The organism is Rhodoflexus caldus (assembly GCF_021206925.1).
Taxonomy (GTDB): Bacteria; Bacteroidota; Bacteroidia; order Cytophagales; family Thermoflexibacteraceae; genus Rhodoflexus; species Rhodoflexus caldus.
In genome coordinates, this window is record NZ_JAJPRF010000001.1 from 328,123 (window position 1) to 347,129 (window position 19,007).

Genomic DNA, 19,007 nt, shown 5'->3' on the forward strand with positions numbered 1-19,007 from the left:
GAAAAATGGCCGCCCGATTGGGTGGGGCATGTACATATTTTGCACAAATATACAACACACACCCTCAATACGTGTATCTTGGAACTGATGTTGATACAAGGAGGGCATGTAAGACATGTAAGAAAAAAATCATTTTTTCAATTAATAAAATGCAATTTTTTCTTTGAAAAGTTTTATGTTTGTACACTAATAAACCTTAAATACCGTTATAAAGCTAAACTAACCCCGCTTTTAGCTATGAAACTATTTCCCGGTACTTCCCCCCGCCTATTTGTCGGAAAAACATTTCTATGGTTGGTTGTCGGTGTTGCCTTATTTTCTCCAACATACGCACAGCGTTTTGCCTCTTGTCGCACGGCAGACGGCATAGGCTACTTGGAACACCTGCCCCCCGATTACCAAAAAAGCAATAAAAGCTATCCTTTGCTGATTTTTTTGCACGGCATCACAGAACGGGGCAACGGCACTACTGACCTCAGGAAAATTGCCGGCGGAGCAATGCCTTTTCAAATAGAAAAGCAGACCTTAAAAATGACTTTCAATGTGAATGGAACATCTTATTCATTCATTGTACTCTGCCCGCAACTGAGTTATGATTACGGCTCATGGCCTGCCTCTTATGTGGACAGGGTTATAGAATATGCCAAAGCCACCTACCGCGTGGATGAAAGCCGCATCTACGTTACAGGCCTCAGTTTGGGCGGCGGCGGCACTTGGGATTATGCAGCAGCCTATCCTGATAAAGTAGCAGCTATTGCACCTGTTTGCGGTGCATCGGGCGCAGATGCTTCTAAAATCAATGCGTTGGTAAGCAATCAAATTCCGATATGGGCTTTCCATGGCACCAACGACGGCGTCGTTCCGGCACATACTACGCTCAACTGGATTCGCGGCATCAATGAGCACCAAGCGCGCTCCGGCAACAATATGCCCAAGGCAAAAGTTACGCTCTATCCAAACGTTGGGCACAATTCATGGAAACAAGCCTATAGCCCCGACCCTACCATTGTAGACCCCGTCTCTTCCGAACCTATTACTGTATATGAATGGCTGTTGCAGCACAGCAAGCCTAATGTGCGCGTAGGTTATAACAATACGGCTAAACCTGCAACCGCCAACGCTGCTCCGGGCGGCTCCTACTGAAAAAGTGAGCAAAACAATGCAAATAATGCGATAAAATCTTGGAAAAGTTTCATTTGATTCAATATCCGAACAAATCCATAGCCGGCTAAAAAGCTCAAAGAAAACGCAGGGATAGGGCACAACCTATCCCTACGTATATGCGCATATCGGAAAAATACAATCCAAGATATGCACTTTTGCACCAATGTTTCATTTTTGGTTGTTCTCCCCAGATGCACTGATTATCAGATGAGTACATTTAGGATAGCTCATATTTTATACCCGTTCCGATAAAAAATCCGACAGCGATTTGCGCTCGTAGATTTCCAATTTACCGCCTTCGGTGCAGTTGTAAATTTCTCTGCCGAAGGCTTCAAATACTTCGCGTGCCATTTGGTAGGCTACTTCGCTTTGGAACAAATCGGGCAGTTGCCACTTTACGCCGCCTGCAAAATAGTTCGGGTCAAAGTGGTTGGGGTCGTGGCTGCCGGAAACAACAGTCTGGTTGGCCAAACCTTTCGGATGAGTAAAATTATGGTCGCAGCCAATCAGCGCCACTTTTTGAAAGCCCATGTGAAAGGCCAACTGAATGGCTACGAACGTTACGGTATGCCCGTAGTAGAGGCTCATGCGCACGTCGCGGGCAAAAACTTTGTGATACGTCTGTTTCAGGTAGGTAATGTTCGGGCGACGCGGCACATGTTTGAGCGCGTAGCTGTCCAAAAACAGGGGAATATCGGTTTTGTTGAAAAAATCGGCATTCTGTTCAATCACCAAGTGATTAACCGCCACGATGCAAGACGGGCGAAAGGCAGTTTTATCAAACAACAAATTGATTTTGTTCAAACCGAACGTATAAATGCCGCTTGCCGCCAGTGCGTCGAAGTCAGTTTTGAGAAGGCTCGGGCCATTGCAGAGAATAACGGCTTTTTGGCCTTTGTAGCAGTCTTTCAAGGCTGCCAACCGCGCCCGTGAACGCCACGACTCGGGGTTCAAGTCCCAACTCAAACGTTTAAGCACCAGATTTGCCGCTTTGAAATAGGGGTTTACTACCGCTCGCTCGCGAAGTATGGGGATGTCTTGTTCGTTCATAACTGCCTGCTGTATTCTACTTGATGCGCTGATTTTTCTTATCATAGTTACTACCGATATTGAACCCCCAAGAGGGTATTTGGTGTCGTTGCACGTCGCCGTTGCTTACAGTACTATAAGTACTAAATATCGGTAGTAACTCGCGCGGGAGAAAATAGACGCTTGATTCCCGCGATTAATGATTCACATCGGGGGCAGCGCCCAAAACGGGCTGTTTGCCGTTCAGGAAGGTGTGGAAAGTATCACCGCGCAGGCCTAAGCGAATAGTTTCCAGCGGAATAACATCGTTAGGAGCAATGTTACCGAGGTTTACGTTCGTACCCAAGTACTTAATAAACCATACCTGCTGCGACTTCATCGGTGCTTCCCAAATGATACTTTCAAACGGAATTTGCGTCAAAATTTCCTCTACCAGTCCGGAGCGCACCTCGCCGCTGGAGCGGAATAAGCCCACATTACCGCTTTCGCGAGCTTCGCCGATAACTTTCCATGCACCAGCATCCAATTCGCGACGCATTTGCTGAATCCATTTGTACGGAGGAATAATTTTTTCAGCATCTTTTGAACCCACTTCCGACAATACGGTTGCCCGCTGCGACAAAATGCGGATATAATTACACTTGTCGTCATGGTTCATTTCCAATGAGCCGTCCGATACTTCGGCATATGAAAGCTCGTATTTGTCCATCAGGCGGAGGTAGTCTTCAAACTGACCGCGCACAATGAATGCCTCAAACAGCGTACCTCCGAAATATACGGGGATACCTGCCTCGCGATACACTTTCAGTTTATCGGCAAGGTTGGGGAAACAATAGGAGGTTGCCCAGCCTAACTTCACTACGTCAATAAATTCAGCCGAAGTGCTGAGCATATCTTCCACTTCGCGAATGCTCAAACCTTTGTCCATCACCATCGTGAGGCCTTTTTCACGTGGTTTTACAGTGCGTTCGGGAACGTCTTTGAGAAAATAGTTTACCATCAGTTGTTGTAACAAGCATCAGCGCTGATATTGGCTGATAATTTTGAAAAGTGCTTTTTGGATATTAATGTCTTCAATCCACTCGTACAGGACGGTGTGCCTATCAAAGTCCAAAATTAGCGCATTTTCCAAATAACTGAATGATTGCTTGTATTTGCCGGCTTCTATGTGGTAGAGGCACATGCGGTAGTATAAATCGGCATGGGCGGGGCACTCTTCCAAACCGCTTTTGAGCAAGCCGATGGCCTGCATGTAGTCGCCCTGCTCGCGATAGATGCCCGACCAGTCTAACCATGTTTGCGGGTTGGCAGGGTTCAGGTGGTTGGCGTGTTGGTAGGCTTCCAAGGCAGACATTACGTTGCCTGTTTTCCACTCGGCTTCTGCCAAGGCCAGCCAATAATCTTCACATTCGCTGTCTATCCGTACCGATTTTTTGAGGAAATTAATGGCTTCATACCAGCGCTCCTTTCCAATCAGGCACATGCCGATGCCGTACCACCCATCGGCACATTGCTCGTCCATATTGACGGCCTTGCGGTAGAGTTCGGAAGCTTTGTTGTAGTCTTTACGTTTTTCGTAGGTAGCGGCCAAGCAGCAGTACATTTCCGGCTCGGGAAAATCGCTTTCCTCTTTCAAATCAATGGCTTTTTGGTAGGACACTTCCGCTTCTTCGTAGCGTTGCAGGTTCATTTGGGCATGGCCGAGGTGATACCAAATGCTGCTTTCTTCTTCGTTCAGCGCCAGTGCGTAGTCAAAAAGCTCGATGGCTTTATGGAAACTGTTGGTTTCATTAAAGAACACCCCCGCATTTCTCCACAGGCGAAAATCTTCGGGATTTTCGTTGATGCGCTCCTCAAAAAACTTCGCTCCTTCTGCCGTGCGGTGCAAGGTTTCTAAGGAATCGGCGATGTCCAACAAGGCATTTATATTGTCGGGATTGATTTTCAGAATCTCGAACAAATGCTCTACGGAATGTTGCAATTTGCCTGAACGCAGGTACAAATCGGCTATGCGGTAATGAATGTCTTCCTTTTCATCCGTATTTTTTAGTGCCTTCAACAGGCTTTCAATGGCTTGTGAAACCATATTAAGCCCCATAAAAGCCCCTGCCTGCAATACAAACAGTTCATCCGAATCGGGGTGAAGGGCAGCTACTTTTTCTGCCAGTTCCAATGCCTGCCGATATTTGCCCAGTCCAAGCAATACGCGCACCTTTTCTATCCCCAACTCGGAAGCAAAAGGATATTGCGAAAAGGCTGCTTCGCATGCTTTAAAGGCTTTTTGCCACTGTGCGCGAATGCCGTAATGCTGGATAATATGTTCAAACTCGTGCAAATCAAAAAATACACTGGTTCCTTCTGCAAGCATCTGCTCGAATCGCTGCACCAACATATCTTCCGTTTGCGGTTCTTTTTTTCTTTTATTTGCCATTGTACCTGCTCTTAATGAGTTAGGGTTAATAATACAGCCTCTCTGATGCTCTCTGCCACGGGGCGGTAGTGCAAACCTGTTGTTGCGGTCAGTTTGCTGCCGTCGTACCGATGCATTTGACAGGCTGCTTCGGCCGTTTGCCGATTGAAAGCACCGCCCAACCATCCGCTAACAGTTCCTGCCAACTGCAACAAAGTATCGGAGATGCGTTTTTGCGGCGGCTGTTTGTTCATTGCGGCAGCTACCTGCCCAAAAAAGTCCTGAAAACTAATGGCAGCCGCGTTAAAAATAAAACGCTCGGCTACGGCATTATGTTGTAACAATCGCAAAATCCCTTCCGCTACATCCTCAGCATCTACCAGATTAATCATTCCCGAAGGATAAAAAGGCAGAGAGCTGGCCATGCGAAACAGTTTTGCCAGCGAACTTTCAGGGGTGTTTTGCCCTAAAACGACCGAAGGATTGACAATAAAAGCGGGTAAACCTTCCGCAATCCCTCGCCATACCTCCCGTTCGGCCAAATGCTTGCTCAAGCCGTATGAGGAATGATTCAGGGAGCCTTCCCACTGTGCGCGTTCGGTAACAACTTCTTCCTTTGCGCCAATGGCCGCTACGGAGCTGACAAAACAGAACCGTTGGATGTTACTTTCCAAACAAACATTCACCAGATTGGCCGTGCCTTCTACATTGGTTTTAAAAATCAGGTTGCGGTCTGATGAAGCAAAAGAAACCATTGCTGCCGCATGGATGACCCAGTCGGCATCGGCCACAAGTTCCGTTAAAAGAGGGATGTCGGTAATATCACCTTGTACCCACGTAAGGCCGGGCATGGATGCGGGCAGCAGCCCGCTGCCGGAACGGCGCAGCGCAAGCACCTGCAAACCTTCCTGCAACAATCGTCGGGTAATATAACTGCCGACAAACCCGCTTGCACCGGTAATAAAAACCTTTGGAGAGGTATTGAACATTTGCAAACTTACGAAGCAAATTTGAAAGCAGGCAGTTCGCGCTAATTTGGTGCTGTTTTTGGTTCTACGGAGAATAAAAAAATGTAACTTAGCGTGTTTTTACCCACATCAATGCCTGTCCTTCTATGGAATCAATAAAGCGTATTTTCGCTCTTTTACTGTCATTTGTCGGATGTTTGTTATTGCATCCGCAGTCGTCATATGCGCAGCAGTCGCAATCGGATTCGTTAAGAATTTTGTTTCAGCAATTTACGGCCAATCAGAACCTGATTCGCAGCCTGCAAAACCAACGCCGCGCCGATAGTTTGCGCATTGCCGAATTGCAAAAAAGCCTGCAAGAGCAAGTCAGCAACTTCAACAGTGCCGTCAGCAGCGTAGATGTGCGCGTGAAAGAGTTTGACCAGCGCATGAAAATTACAGACCGCGACCGCTATGCAATTATCCAGCGCAACTTGGTCAGTTCGGTAGAAGTATTTGATATGCTTAATCAGCGGCTTAATATCTTGGAAGCCCTGAGCCAAACCGAGGAGTATCAGAACATACTCACCGATTTGAATAACCCTGCCAATGAAAACTTAGGCTTTTCTTACAATAAAAAAGTGTTGGCACTGATGGATCAATACATTGCCGCCAATGCTCGCCGCGACCGCGGCAGGATAGTAGAGGCAGCCCGCATGGTATTGGAAAACCCCTTGGTACAAACTATGGCCGGCCCTGCTGCACCTATCTTAGGTGTAAGCAATTCGCTGCTGAGTTTTGCAAGTACGCTGTTCGTCAGCCGCACCGATATTCCGCAGGAAAATGTAACGCGCTTCCGCGATGAAATGATGCAGTTTACGCAGTACTACGCACGCTTGAACGAACTCAACCGCAACTTTGCCATGGGAATCAATAACTACCAGATTCAAACGGCTAACCTGCAAAGCAAACTGCGCGATTTTGTGGTGCAAAATATTCAGGCCAGCGGCAGGCAGTTAGACCCCAATGCGGAGAAACGCGCCAAATCTACCGCCGACTACCTGACTACGCTTTTCCTTACTTATAACGCAAGTTCTGTGCGGGAGTACCTGTTCAAGTTAGAGCGGGAAGCAACGGAAAACGGCGTTATCAACTATGGCAAACTGATTCGCAGCGGCAACCTGATTGAAATGAACAAGCGCGTAAGCGAGGTGATTTTCCTATACAAAGAATTTGAATATTTGTATTCGCAGTACATCTCGTTGGTAGAAAAAAACAACCGCGAAATGGTGTTGGTACTGCAAGAGGCCATGGCCAAACGCCTCAGCGATGATAACAATAAAGTGCGCCAACAAATTGATCGCCTCTCTAAGGTAAAAGAGGCAACCATTGAATCAATCAATAAAGCCATTAATTTGCCGCGTCTTAAAAATGAGGTAGATAAGTTAGATACTTTCTATCCTTCCATGTAACACTCAGGCATGACCTTTCTGTTTTCTCGCATTCTTTCACGTATGGGCAAAGGGCTGTTATTAGCGATAATAGCAGCCCTTTTGGCCGTTCCGCCGCTATATGTGGTGTGGCAATGGTTTTCACCTGCCGATAGCTACTGGGCGCATCTGTATGAATACCTGCTGCCCGATTACCTGAAAAATACGCTGGGGCTGACCACGGGTGTACTTCTCGGAACGCTGTTGTTGGGCATTCCTTCGGCATGGCTTGTAGCGGCTTGTGAATTTCCGGGCAGGCGTTTGCTTTCGTGGTTGCTGGTGCTGCCGCTGGCTATTCCTGCCTATATCAATGCCTATGTGTACAAGTACACCTTTGAGCGCGGGCTGCTGCAAAGTCTGCCTTTCCGCCCCGATGTAATGCACCTCGGCGGTGCAATTGCGGTGATGTCGCTGGTATTGTATCCGTACATTTATTTGGTTACACGCACCAATTTTCAGCGGCAATCGGCGGGGGCTTTAGAGGCCGCTAAGTTGCTCGGTGCTTCTCCGCTGCGGCGTTTCTTTGCGGTTGCCTTGCCTATGGCACGCCCTGCAATTATCGGCAGTGCCATGCTCGTGCTGATGGAGTGCCTCAACGAATACGGCACGGTCAAATACTACGGCGTGCCGACCTTTACGTCAGGCATTTTCCGCGCATGGTTTGCAATGGGCAGCGTGCATACAGCCATGAAACTGGCAGGGCTGCTGCTGGCAGTCGTTTTTGTGTTGAATCTTTCCGAACGCCGACTAACTCGCAACCTGCGTTACACAGCAGGTAAGAGCGAGCGGCTGCTGACTCGCCAAACGCTGCACGGCTGGCAGGCAACGGCTGCAATGCTTTTCTGCCTGATTCCTTCCTTAGGCGGGTTTGTGTTCCCTTTCGCGCAACTCCTCTCATGGGCGTATAGCGGCTGGGTACAAGGTTTGCTCACGGTTGATTTCAGTAAATATCTGTTGCAAACCTTGCAGGTAGCTTTTACAAGCGCTGCCTTTATTGTCCTCATCGCATTGATACTTGCCTACATTCGCCGTATCGGCAGGGGAAAACTCACCCAACTGACGGTGCATCTGGCAAATTTGGGCTATGCTATGCCGGGCGCTGTGGTAGCTATCGGTGTGCTGGCATTGCTGCTGGCTGTCGGTAAATCTTTACAGGTGGCCTTCGTCGGTACGCTCATCGCATTGACTTATGCCTATTTGGTGCGATTTATGGCGGTAGCCTTCAACCCGCTGGAAGCAGGTTTACAAAAAATATCGCCTTCTATGGACAATGCGGCTGCCATTCTGGGTAAAAACCGTTTACAAACCTTGCTTCTTGTACACGTGCCGCTGCTGCGCGGTGCCATTCTGGCCGCTTTGATGCTAGTTGTGGTGGATATTCTGAAAGAGTTACCGCTGACACTCATCCTGCGCCCTTTCAACTTTGACACACTGGCTACCAAAGCCTATGAATATGCCGATGATGAAAAATTACAGCAATCGGCCGCCATGTCCTGCCTGATTGTGCTGGCCGGAATGCTGCCTGTTTTCTTGTTGGATAAATTAAACAAATCGGATTAGAGAAAAATTTTAGTGCAAGCAAAGGCCACCTACTATTTGGGTTCTTTCCAAAGCCCCCTACCGAACAGGGAATGGCGGCAAAAAGACCACTTGATAACCAATCGGTTCTGTTGGCAGTTAGGTAATTATCGGGCAATTTTGCTTTGCGAAGTTTATCGGTTCAAACATTGAAAACGCACCACAAAATTATCAACGGCGACAGCAGGCACATGACCGAAATACCCGATAATTCGGTTCATTTGGTTGTTACCTCGCCCCCCTATTGGCAACTGAAAGACTACGGCTCCGACAATCAAATCGGATTCCACGACAGTTACGAAACCTACATCAATCATCTGAATTTGGTTTGGAAAGAGTGCTTTCGGGTGCTGCACAACGGTTGCCGGTTGTGTATCAATATCGGCGACCAGTTCGCCCGTGCGGTTTATTACGGACGTTACAAGGTAATTCCTATTCGCGAAGAAATCATCAAATTTTGCGAAACCATCGGCTTTGACTATATGGGCGCTGTCATTTGGCAGAAAGTTACTAACTCAAACACCACGGGCGGCGGCGTTCAAATGGGTTCTTATCCTTATCCGCGAAATGGCATCTTAAAACTTGACTATGAATTTATCCTGATTTTCAAAAAGTTAGGCGAAGCATCCAAGCCGACCCAAGAGCAAAAAGAACGCTCCGTAATGACCGCCGAAGAATGGAATACTTTTTTTGCCGGGCATTGGAACTTTTCGGGCGTAAAGCAAACGGGGCATATTGCCATGTTTCCCGAAGAATTGCCCCGAAGGCTGATTCGCATGTTTTCTTTTGTCGGTGAAACGGTTTTAGACCCTTTCGCAGGCAGCGGAACAACCTCTCTTGCCGCGAAAAATACGCACCGCAACTCCATTGGCTACGAAATCAATCCCGAATTCATTCCGATTGTCAAAGAAAAACTATCCGTATATCAGCCCGATTTGGAAGGAACGGTTTATGAGTTCATCAAGCAAAAGCCTGCCGATATAGATTTTGAGAAAGAAATTGCCCGATTACCTTATATTTTCAAAGACCCGCATGCGCTTGACAAAAAGACGGATATTAAAAAACTGCAATTCGGCTCACGGATTGACAGGGATAGCCCTGCTGCACGCGAAGAACTTTTTACGGTAAAAGAAATTATCTGCCCCGAAAAAGTACGCCTAAGCAACGGTTTGATTGTCAAACTATTAGGCATAAAATCATTGCCGCATCTTCATGAAAAAGCAAAGTTGTTTTTGCATGAAAAAACAAAAGGCAAAAAAGTTTTCCTCCGCTACGACGAACTGAAGTATGACGGCGATAATAACCTGCTCGCGTACCTGTATTTGGAAAACAAAACGTTTATTAATGCTCATTTGATTAAAAACGGACTGGCGCAGGCGGATACTTCCATGAATTACAAGTATCGGGATAAGTTTTTGAACTTGTTCAATCAAAGCAATGGCAAAACTGCGTAAACAATATTCAAAAGAATTCGGCAAAAAAGAGAAAGTACTCAATTACGCAACGCAAACTTATCAACTTTCGCGCCCTAACAAAGTCGGTGCGGTGATGGCACTTATACGCCAATGTCAGCCGAAAACATTTGAAGAGTGGGAAAAGTGGTATTTTGAAAATGCGGTAACGACAGGTAAACACTCTGCTAAAATTACCAAAGAAAGTTTGGAAGAACTTGGTGAGCGGCTATACGTGAAAATTACTGAAATTGTCATCCCCGAATGGACGGAAGCCTTTCGCCAAATTACTTTACAGGATTATATCGATTACATTTACAATTTAACTATCCCTCGAACCTACGACGGCTTCATCAGAGAAAAATCGGTGATAGAGGACAATCTTGCTAAAATATTCCCCGAAGTGCGATTTGAAGAAAGCGAACCCGAACTTGACCATGCAGGCGATATAAACTATCTCGGTTGGGTTGGTGAAAAAGCATTTGGTATTCAAATTAAGCCTGTAACTGCCCAAGCAAATTTTGGGAATTATTCCGTAACCGAAAGAATGAAACTCAGTTTTGAAGATTTTACCCAAAAGTTTGGCGGCAAAGTATTTGTCATTTTTAGCGTAAACGATACCATTCAAAATAAGGAAGTTATAGAACAAATAGCGGCAGAAATCAACAGATTAAACCGACAATAATAACAATTCGCTAAAACAACAACACACCCACACACATGGATATTGAATTCAACAAAAACGAAGACCTGCTCAAACAGGAACTTTTCAGGCTGAAAACCCGCTACGATAAAGTCAAAATGGGCGGCGGGGCTAAGAAAATAGAAGCACAACACAAGCAAGGCAAACTTACGGCGCGCGAACGCATCGCTTTTCTGCTCGACCAAGGCGCTCCCGTGCTGGAAATCGGTGCATTTGCGGGCGAAGGCATGTACGAAGAGCACGGGGGTTGTCCTTCGGGCGGCGTAGTGGTTTGCATCGGCTATATCTGTGGCAGAATGGCAATTGTGGTTGCCAACGATGCCACCGTAAAGGCGGGTGCATGGTTTCCGATTACAGCCAAAAAGAATCTTCGCGCGCAGGAAATAGCTATGGAAAATCGCCTGCCGATTGTCTATTTGGTGGACAGCGCGGGCGTGTATCTGCCCATGCAAAACGAAGTTTTTCCCGATAAGGAACACTTCGGGCGCATTTTCCGCAACAATGCCATTATGTCATCCGAAGGCATTGTGCAAATTGCCGCCATCATGGGCAGTTGCGTAGCGGGCGGGGCATACCTGCCCATCATGAGCGACGAAGCCATGATTGTGGACAAAACAGGAACGATTTTTTTGGCAGGCTCTTACCTTGTCAAAGCCGCCATCGGCGAAAATGTGGACAACGAAACACTGGGCGGGGCTACTACGCACTGCGAAATTTCGGGCGTTACCGACTACAAATTCCCCGACGATAAAAGTTGCCTGAACGCCATCCGCGATATTTTTGACAAAATGGGCGATTTTCCGAAAGCAGGTTTCAACCGCAAAACTCCTGCGCCGCCCAAACTCAACCCCGAAGAAATCTACGGGCTGTTTCCTGCCGACCGCACCAAGCCCTACGATATGATGGACATCATTTTGCGCATGGTGGACAATTCCGAATTCCGCCCTTACAAGGAACTGTACGGGCAGTCGCTCATCTGTGGGCTGGCACGCATCGACGGCTGGGCGGTAGGCATCATCGCCAATCAGCGCAAAATGGTGAAAACCAAAAAAGGCGAAATGCAGATGGGCGGCGTTATCTATTCCGACTCTGCCGACAAAGCCACCCGCTTCATTATGAACTGCAACCAGAAGCGCATTCCGTTAGTGTTCCTGCACGATGTTTCGGGCTTTATGGTAGGCAGTCGCTCCGAACACGGCGGCATTATCAAAGACGGGGCTAAAATGGTCAATGCCATGAGCAATTCCGTAGTGCCGAAGTTCAGCATCATTCTGGGCAACTCCTACGGAGCGGGCAACTACGCCATGTGCGGTAAAGCCTACGACCCGCGCCTGATTTATGCTTGGCCAACGGCGCAACTGGCAGTAATGAGTGGTGCTTCGGCAGCCAAAACGCTCCTGCAAATCAAGGTTTCGGCTATGAAAGCCAAAGGCGAAGAAATCAGCGCCGAACAGGAAGCGGCTCTGCTCAAAGAAATTACTGACAAGTACAACGAGGAACTTTCGCCTTATTACGCTGCCGCGCGCCTCTGGGTGGACGGCATAATAGACCCGCTGGAAACCCGCAAAGTCATCAGCATGGGTATAGAAGCTGCCAACCACGCCCCTATCCGCAAGCGATACAACGTGGGGGTGATTCAGACGTAGGTTGGGGCAACATAGATAACGCGGATTATTTAGTAAAAACTGATATTCAGGTTTTTGCGCCTTAACTTACTTACAGAATTCTTTGAAAAGCTGTATCAAAAGTTAAACTTTTCAAAGAATTAATCTGTATTTAACTATCCGCTTACGGGCTTGCAGCCGCACTTGCAGCCGCCGGGAGGGATAGTTATGTAAAAGCGTAAGTTGTTTGTGATTTTTTATGTAAATCATTGAAAAGCAGTCATTTAAAACCCGACAGGTCTTTAAAACCTGTCGGGTTTGTGTATAAAATACCACTCGGTTGCACGTTTCACGCCGTAGCCCCTGACAGCGGTTAAGTCAAAATATAACTTTTCCAATAGAAACCAACAAATTCGCGTTAGACACCGAAAACATGCGTTTCCGTTTGCTCATTTGCTTGTTAAAACCGATTATCAGAATGGTGCGGAATGTAGCTGCTGAATGGATATAGGTATTACCTTTTCTTTATCAGTTACCCCCAGACATTCATCAATTTTAAACATTTGATTATGAGTTGTTTATAAAAAACCACTCTATCAGTCGCTTACATGCCACAAAAAAACTATGCACATAGTTTTGAAACTAAATTCTTAGTTATATATTTGTAAAAATTAGTTCAAGCTATGCAACAACTCACAAAAGCCGAAGAACAGGTGATGCAGGCGCTTTGGTCGGTTGGTCGGGGAATGGTAAAGGAGATTATAGAAAAACTGCCCGACCCTAAACCCGCTTACAATACCGTATCTACCATTGTGCGCATTTTGGAGCAAAAGGGTTTTGTTTCTCACAAAGCCTACGGCAAAACGCATGAATATTTTCCGCTCATCAGCCGCGATGAGTACAGCGCAAAGTTTCTCAACCATTTTCTGGGCAGCTATTTCGGTGGTTCTTTTGAACGCTTGGTTTCCTTTTTTGTCAAGAAAAACGACATAAATCTTGCAGAATTTGAGGAAATGATGAAGCTCGTACAGAAAGATTTACAACAAGACGACAGCGAACCCTCAAACCCTGCTTAAACCATGATTGACTATCTGCTGATTCCTTCCGTTAGCCTTGCGCTGTTTTGGGCAGCCTACAAAGGATTGCTCCAAAGCGATACGCTTTTTGCGCGTAATCGGCTGTACCTGTTGTTGAGTTCGGCTATTGCGCTGGTGCTGCCTTTTATTGACATCGGCGAACTGATGAACCGCTTGTTTACACAGGAAGAGCAATTGCCTGCCATGCTGTTGCTGCCCTATTATGTTACCGACATTGCGGTTGAGGCAAATCAGGAAGCAGCAGGGTGGCATCTGAGTGATATTTTAACTGCGCTGTGGCTTGCTGTGGCAGGGCTGATGCTGCTGCAAAGTGCCTTTCAGGTATGGCGGTTGCATCGGTTTGCCATGTTGCGGCAACCACAGGCAGTTCGTGCGGGAGCTATTGTACCTTCACTGCCTGCCCACATGCAACAAATAGCCGTTATTCCTACCAATGGCTTGTTGCCGACTTCTTCCTTTGGCAAATGGCTGTTCTGGGACAATACGCAAGCGCTTTCGCCTACCGACATGGAAAGTATCCTGCGGCATGAATATGCGCATATGGAACAACGCCATACATGGGACATACTCTACATGGAAGTGCTGCGTTCGCTGCTATGGTTTCATCCCATGGCATGGCTCTACATGCGCGAACTGCGCACCCAACACGAATACCTTGCCGATGCGGCGGCAGCCCGCAACACCACCCCAAAGGCATACATACGCCTGATGGCTATGGCAACCCTTCAAAGCAATCAACTTCAGCCCATTCATACTTTCTTTTCTGTTTCATCTGTCAAAAAACGAATAATTATGTTAAACAAACCCAAAACATCGCTTTTGCGCGGCCATCTGAAAACCATTGCTGCGCTTGGTATCGTAGCTGCCGTAGGTATTGCTGCCGCCTGTACCAACTCATTAGACCGCCTCATGCGCGACCAGCAGCTGGCCGAAGCCAACAAGTACGAAAAAATTGCTCCAACCACTGCCGAAAATGATTCTGATGAAATTGTTTTCACTATTGTAGAAAAATCCGCAGAGCCTGAAGGTGGTATTTCTGAATTTCTCAAAATGATTGGGGCAAATATGAGATACCCTGCCGAAGCGCGTCGTGCAGGAGTAGAGGGTAAAGTATTCGTGCAGTTTGTCATTGACGAGCAGGGCAATCTGACCCGTCCTACGGTGGTAAAAGGTGTCAGCCCTGAAATAGATGCAGAGGCGCTGCGCGTGATAAAACTCAGCGGCAAATGGACGCCCGGCGAACAACGCGGCAGAAAAGTAAAACAGCGCATTGTACTGCCTATTGTTTTTTCATTGGGTAATCCCGCTGCAATTGGTGTGGACGCACCCAATACTTCCGGAGTATCGTTTAAACCTTCATTTGACAATTCTGAAGAGTTTAATGGCCTGATTCTTATTGACGGCAAGGAAGCGACCATAGAAGAACTCAAAGCAATTCCTACGAACCGCGTTAAGCAAATAAACGTCATCAAACAGCCTGAAAAAACAGCGCCTTATGGTGAAAAAGGCAAAAATGGCGTACTGGAAGTATTTACCGATAAAACCCTTGGTTCATCTGCTAAGTTGGAGATGCAAGGCGACTTTTTCCTGCAAAAAGGCAGCAAGGTTGATAAACCTGCTGAACCTCAGGGCGGGATGCAAAAGTTTATGAATAATATTTTGTCTAACATCAAGGTTCCCGTTGAAGCGATACGCAACAATATTCAGGGAAAGGTTTTTGTAGAATTTACGGTGGATGAGCAAGGCGATGTTCGCGACGCAAAAGTGGTTAAAGGCATTGGTGGCGGTTGCGATGAGGAAGCGCTACGCATGATTCAAAATGGCGGGAAATGGATTCCTGCTGAGCAAGATGGCAAAAAAGTATCACAGACGCTTGTATTGCCTATCACTTTCAGCTTCAGCCCCAAAAACTAATATCGTTACAGTTTTTCAATAGTGTGTTAAAACAAAGGGTAGAGGTACTGAATACCACTACCCTTTGTCATTGATTACTCACACATTGAACGATTCATCGTTTCACTCATTTATCAGCAACAAACATCTTCTCAGACTGTCGCGCCAATGGGGGATGTAGAGGCCGAATGTTTGCTTGATTTTGGCTTTATTCATCAGGCTATAGTGCGGGCGGCGAGCAGGTGTCGGGTACGCACTTGTCGGGATGGGGTGCAGCGCTACCTGTACATGGGCAATGTCAAAAACAGCGTGTGCAAAATCATACCAAGAAGCAGCGCCTTCGTTGCTGTAATGATATAAACCATATGCAGGCCGTGCGTGATGGTCGTGCCGTACAACTGTCATTATTGCATGTGCGAGGTCTTCGGCAAAGGTTGGTGTACCTATCTGGTCATCAATGACGTTGAGTGTGTCGCGTTCTCTGCCTAAGCGCAACATCGTTTTCACAAAATTCCCCCTGTAAGGCGAGTAGAGCCATGAGGTGCGTATAATGACATACGGAATACCCGACTGCTGCAACAGGATTTCTCCCTGTCGCTTACTTTCGCCGTAGTAGTTCAGCGGTTCGGCATCGTCTGCTTCCGTCAGTGGCACCGACCGACTGCCACCAAACACAAAGTCGGTGGAAATATGCAGCATGGCAGTATTGTAAGTTCTGCACGCATTGGCCAACAGCCGCACTGCCTCTGCGTTAATGGCATAAGCAGCTTGGCGCTCGGTTTCTGCTTTATCCACTGCCGTATAGGCGGCGGCGTTGATGCACCAATTCGGGCGGTATTGCTCAAAAGATGCAGTAATGCTTTCAGCACGAGTGATATCTAATTCATCAACATCGGTAAAAACAAAATCAAATGCGGGATAATCAGGCGCTATTTGGCGGAGGGTACAGCCCAACTGCCCTTTAGCGCCCGTTATCAGCAAAACAGGCTTACTCATTTTTGTTGAACATGTAGCGGTAGTAATCCAATACGCGGTTGTCTTTTTCTGCCTTGCGCACGTCTTCCATCAACGCTTTCACACCCGGCACTTCGTCAATAAATACCAATGCACCATAGGCAGAAATGCGGGTTTCGTAGTTGCTGTGGCGGCGTGCGTAGTCTGCCAGCACCTTTGCGCCTTCTAACTGCACGCTTTCGGGCTGTTCGGACAGGTAGCTGCCAAAATAGTTGAACATGTAGTTCAACTCATAGCCGTTGCGGCGTGCCATCGTTTTAACGAACCAGTCGTATTTACCCAGTACTTTGAAGTAGCTGTAAAACTCTGCCAAGGTTTTGACTACCAAAAAGTTCTGTACGCCCTCAAATTGTTCTACATAGCTCACGGCATCCTCTCCGCCTGAGTTGGCGTAGGCATACAGCGAATTAACCAATACAGTGTAGGAACTGTCTTTCATCGTATTGGTAAAGAAAGAAGGATTTATTTTGCCTGAAAGTGCATTGACGGCAGAGGCGCGCACCAGCGAGTGTTCATCGTTGAGCGCCATGTTTTGGACTTTGTCAATCAGGCTTTCTTCTAATTTTTCCTGACTTTCCAATACTTGCACGGCCATTTGACGAATCTGCCAAGTGCGGTCATTCAATCCTTGGCGGACAGCAGCCAGTAAAACTTCGTTAGCAGCGGCCAACTTGGCTTCGGCCGCATCATCATCCTCACCCGGAGCCTCGTTTGTCATTAGTTGCAGCTCGTCCAATGCCTTGCGGCGCGCCAGCATACGGTCGGCATTTTTCAATTGATACATCCACTCATCAACTGTTTTTTCGTGGCGGATGATACCTACCAATTGGGTTTCGCCATCCAGCAATACCGCATCGGGCTTTTGGGCAACAGCAAAGCGAAAACTCTGTTCGCGCTGGTTGATTTCTATCTTTTGTCTGATTTTTCGGCCGTTTGCCCAATAATCCAGCATCATAGGCAGGCGATAAACCGCAGGTGTGTAGGTTGTATCGTGCACCTGTTTCACCTCAACGGTCAGGAAACCGTCGGCATAAGCATGTTTCACCTCTAATTCGGGATGTCCGGGGTTCATGAACCACTGGTCGTAGAACCAGTTCAAATCCATGCCCGTAACCTCTTCAAAAGCCAGACGCAGGTCGTGGATTTCGGCTTTGCCGTACTGGTGTTTTTTCAGATAGAGGCGCAGCGAAGCAAAGAAAGCATCATCACCCAAAATATGGCGCAACATGTTGAGAATCAGACCACCTTTGGCATAAGAATGGCTGTCAAACATGTCTTCTTTTTCGCGGTAGTAGTAGCGAATCAGCGGCTCGCGTTTGGTATAAGACTCGTTGAGGTATTGTTCCCACTCATTTTGCCAAAATTCATCGGCGGCATCCTGCCCGTATTTGTGTTGTTGCCAAAGGTATTCGCTGTAAGTAGCAAAAGATTCGTTGAGCGGCAGGTTTGCCCAGCTTTCGCAGGTTACTAAATCGCCAAACCAGTGATGAAAAAGCTCGTGAGCGATGATATTGTCCCAGTTGTCGTCTAACAGGTAGCGGTTGTCCACCTGTAACTGCTCCATAAACACCGAAGCAGAAGTATTTTCCATCGCTCCCGAAACAAAGTCGCGCACAACTACCTGCGAGTATTTATCCCATGGATACGGATAGTCCAGCAGGTTGGAGAAAAATTCCATCATTTCGGGCGTGCGACCAAAAATGGCACGTGCATAAGGCGCATATTCAGGTTCAACATAGTAGCTCACTTCTTTATCGCGCCACTTGTCTTTAATAACGGCATATTTGCCAATGGCCATCATAAACAGATAAGGCGCATGAGGCTTATCATGTTTCCAGTGGTCGGTACGCGTACCGTCTTTGTTGATTTTGGAACTTATCAGGCGGCCGTTGCTCAGGCTGACAAAGGCCGAATCTACCGTGATGAAGATTTCCTGCGTAGTTTTTACGTTAGGTGCGTCAAAGGTCGGGAACCAGCACGAACTGGCTTCTGTTTCGCCTTGTGTCCAGATTTGCTGCGGCTTATTGGGCTCTTCGCCTGTGGGGTTAATGAAATACAGTCCGCGGCGGTCGGTAATGGCAGCGCTGCCTTGTGTTTGCAGCTCGTTGGGTTTGGCAGTGTATCGGATGCGTAGTGTCAGTTCCTCGTTGCGGGTGTAGGTTTTGTTCAACCCGATGCGAATTTGGTTGCCGTCGTAAGAATAGCCCAGTGGTTGGTTGATTTTGCCCGTCAGTTGGATTTCGTGGAGGTCAAAACCTTTGGCATCCAGAATGACGCTGTCCTGCGGGAAGAAATACGGCTGCATGGTAAGCGTGGCTATTCCGTTGAGATGTTGCTTTTGCCAATTAAAAGAAACCTCCAACTTGGTATGCTTCAACTTAAAATGCCGTGTGCGCTCGGGATTATACTTCCAGCGCGTAGGCGCCCATACCCCTGCCGAGCGCGACCACACCTTCATCAGGCTGTCCTCGAAAGCTGCATCGGGGTCGCCCCCATCGCTGACTACTTGCTCTGCCTTGACTGTGTTTCCCGGTTGTGTGATTTTAGGTTGGCAGGCATAGATGAAAAACACCGCTACAAGTCCTGCCAAACTTAACCTTACAGGTTGAATACTCATCATCATCATG

At 47.3% G+C, this 19,007-nt stretch carries 14 protein-coding genes; 8 read left to right on the forward strand and 6 right to left on the reverse strand.

All coding sequences use genetic code 11. The features are described 5' to 3' along the window. The first annotated feature begins 237 nt into the window (after positions 1-237). The gene (locus tag NDK19_RS01340; protein WP_250630025.1) at positions 238-1,143 is read left to right on the forward strand and encodes a carboxylesterase family protein; all 906 of its coding nucleotides are present in this window, start codon (positions 238-240) and stop codon (positions 1,141-1,143) included. Between the two features lie 255 nt (positions 1,144-1,398). Here NDK19_RS01340 and NDK19_RS01345 read toward each other — a convergent pair whose 3' ends face one another. From NDK19_RS01345 to NDK19_RS01360, 4 genes are all read right to left on the reverse strand, one after another. Beyond that, positions 1,399-2,214 carry a 6-hydroxymethylpterin diphosphokinase MptE-like protein gene (locus tag NDK19_RS01345; RefSeq protein ID WP_250630026.1) on the reverse strand — a complete coding sequence of 272 codons (816 nt, stop codon included), beginning with the start codon at positions 2,212-2,214 and terminating at the stop codon, positions 1,399-1,401. A 175-nt stretch (positions 2,215-2,389) separates the two neighbouring features. Continuing rightward, positions 2,390-3,193 carry a phosphosulfolactate synthase gene (locus tag NDK19_RS01350; protein ID WP_250630027.1) on the reverse strand — a complete coding sequence of 268 codons (804 nt, stop codon included), beginning with the start codon at positions 3,191-3,193 and terminating at the stop codon, positions 2,390-2,392. Between the two features lie 18 nt (positions 3,194-3,211). Further along, positions 3,212-4,624, reverse strand: coding sequence for a tetratricopeptide repeat protein (locus NDK19_RS01355; protein ID WP_250630028.1), 1,413 nt, complete (start codon positions 4,622-4,624; stop codon positions 3,212-3,214). Positions 4,625-4,635: 11 nt separating this feature from the next. Next, the gene (locus NDK19_RS01360) at positions 4,636-5,592 is read right to left on the reverse strand and encodes an NAD-dependent epimerase/dehydratase family protein (protein ID WP_250630029.1); all 957 of its coding nucleotides are present in this window, start codon (positions 5,590-5,592) and stop codon (positions 4,636-4,638) included. Between the two features lie 125 nt (positions 5,593-5,717). Between NDK19_RS01360 and NDK19_RS01365 the strand changes: the two genes are divergently transcribed. The 7 genes from NDK19_RS01365 to NDK19_RS01395 all read left to right on the forward strand — a co-directional run bounded on the left by NDK19_RS01365 (position 5,718) and on the right by NDK19_RS01395 (position 15,387). Further along, positions 5,718-7,022, forward strand: a complete 1,305-nt coding sequence (locus NDK19_RS01365; protein WP_250630030.1) for a hypothetical protein — start codon at positions 5,718-5,720, stop codon at positions 7,020-7,022. 9 nt (positions 7,023-7,031) lie between these two features. Beyond that, on the forward strand, positions 7,032-8,600 hold the full coding sequence (locus NDK19_RS01370; RefSeq protein ID WP_250630031.1) for an ABC transporter permease: 1,569 nt from the start codon (positions 7,032-7,034) through the stop codon (positions 8,598-8,600). 167 nt (positions 8,601-8,767) lie between these two features. Further along, complete coding sequence (locus NDK19_RS01375) at positions 8,768-10,072, forward strand: DNA methyltransferase (RefSeq protein WP_250630032.1); 1,305 nt, start codon at positions 8,768-8,770, stop codon at positions 10,070-10,072. After that, positions 10,056-10,754: an MjaI family restriction endonuclease gene (locus tag NDK19_RS01380; protein ID WP_250630033.1), complete on the forward strand. Its 699-nt coding sequence runs from the start codon at positions 10,056-10,058 to the stop codon at positions 10,752-10,754. The genes NDK19_RS01375 and NDK19_RS01380 overlap by 17 nt, the downstream gene beginning before the upstream one ends. A gap of 35 nt (positions 10,755-10,789) precedes the next feature. After that, positions 10,790-12,418, forward strand: a complete 1,629-nt coding sequence (locus tag NDK19_RS01385; RefSeq protein ID WP_250630034.1) for an acyl-CoA carboxylase subunit beta — start codon at positions 10,790-10,792, stop codon at positions 12,416-12,418. A gap of 641 nt (positions 12,419-13,059) precedes the next feature. Beyond that, positions 13,060-13,452: a BlaI/MecI/CopY family transcriptional regulator gene (locus tag NDK19_RS01390; protein WP_250630035.1), complete on the forward strand. Its 393-nt coding sequence runs from the start codon at positions 13,060-13,062 to the stop codon at positions 13,450-13,452. 3 nt (positions 13,453-13,455) lie between these two features. Then, positions 13,456-15,387 (forward strand): TonB family protein, encoded by a 1,932-nt coding sequence (locus NDK19_RS01395; RefSeq protein ID WP_250630036.1) that lies wholly within the window; start codon positions 13,456-13,458, stop codon positions 15,385-15,387. 102 nt (positions 15,388-15,489) lie between these two features. On the opposite strand, the gene rfbD is transcribed toward NDK19_RS01395, so the two are convergent. Continuing rightward, positions 15,490-16,362 carry a dTDP-4-dehydrorhamnose reductase gene (rfbD, locus tag NDK19_RS01400; protein WP_250630037.1) on the reverse strand — a complete coding sequence of 291 codons (873 nt, stop codon included), beginning with the start codon at positions 16,360-16,362 and terminating at the stop codon, positions 15,490-15,492. Next, entirely contained in the window at positions 16,355-19,006 is a 2,652-nt protein-coding gene (locus tag NDK19_RS01405) for a M1 family metallopeptidase (protein WP_250630038.1), read from the reverse strand. The genes rfbD and NDK19_RS01405 overlap by 8 nt, the downstream gene beginning before the upstream one ends. Position 19,007: the final 1 nt, after the last annotated feature.

Coding starts and splice junctions, on each gene's coding strand:
- NDK19_RS01370 (WP_250630031.1), top strand. CDS start 7,032: ATGACCTTTCTGTTTTCTCGCATTCTTTCACGTATGGGCAAAGGGCTG.
- NDK19_RS01390 (WP_250630035.1), top strand. CDS start 13,060: ATGCAACAACTCACAAAAGCCGAAGAACAGGTGATGCAGGCGCTTTGG.
- NDK19_RS01340 (WP_250630025.1), top strand. CDS start 238: ATGAAACTATTTCCCGGTACTTCCCCCCGCCTATTTGTCGGAAAAACA.
- NDK19_RS01380 (WP_250630033.1), top strand. CDS start 10,056: ATGGCAAAACTGCGTAAACAATATTCAAAAGAATTCGGCAAAAAAGAG.
- NDK19_RS01365 (WP_250630030.1), top strand. CDS start 5,718: ATGGAATCAATAAAGCGTATTTTCGCTCTTTTACTGTCATTTGTCGGA.
- NDK19_RS01405 (WP_250630038.1), bottom strand. CDS start 19,006: ATGATGATGATGAGTATTCAACCTGTAAGGTTAAGTTTGGCAGGACTT.
- NDK19_RS01355 (WP_250630028.1), bottom strand. CDS start 4,624: ATGGCAAATAAAAGAAAAAAAGAACCGCAAACGGAAGATATGTTGGTG.
- NDK19_RS01360 (WP_250630029.1), bottom strand. CDS start 5,592: ATGTTCAATACCTCTCCAAAGGTTTTTATTACCGGTGCAAGCGGGTTT.
- NDK19_RS01395 (WP_250630036.1), top strand. CDS start 13,456: ATGATTGACTATCTGCTGATTCCTTCCGTTAGCCTTGCGCTGTTTTGG.
- NDK19_RS01345 (WP_250630026.1), bottom strand. CDS start 2,214: ATGAACGAACAAGACATCCCCATACTTCGCGAGCGAGCGGTAGTAAAC.
- NDK19_RS01385 (WP_250630034.1), top strand. CDS start 10,790: ATGGATATTGAATTCAACAAAAACGAAGACCTGCTCAAACAGGAACTT.
- NDK19_RS01350 (WP_250630027.1), bottom strand. CDS start 3,193: ATGGTAAACTATTTTCTCAAAGACGTTCCCGAACGCACTGTAAAACCA.
- rfbD (WP_250630037.1), bottom strand. CDS start 16,362: ATGAGTAAGCCTGTTTTGCTGATAACGGGCGCTAAAGGGCAGTTGGGC.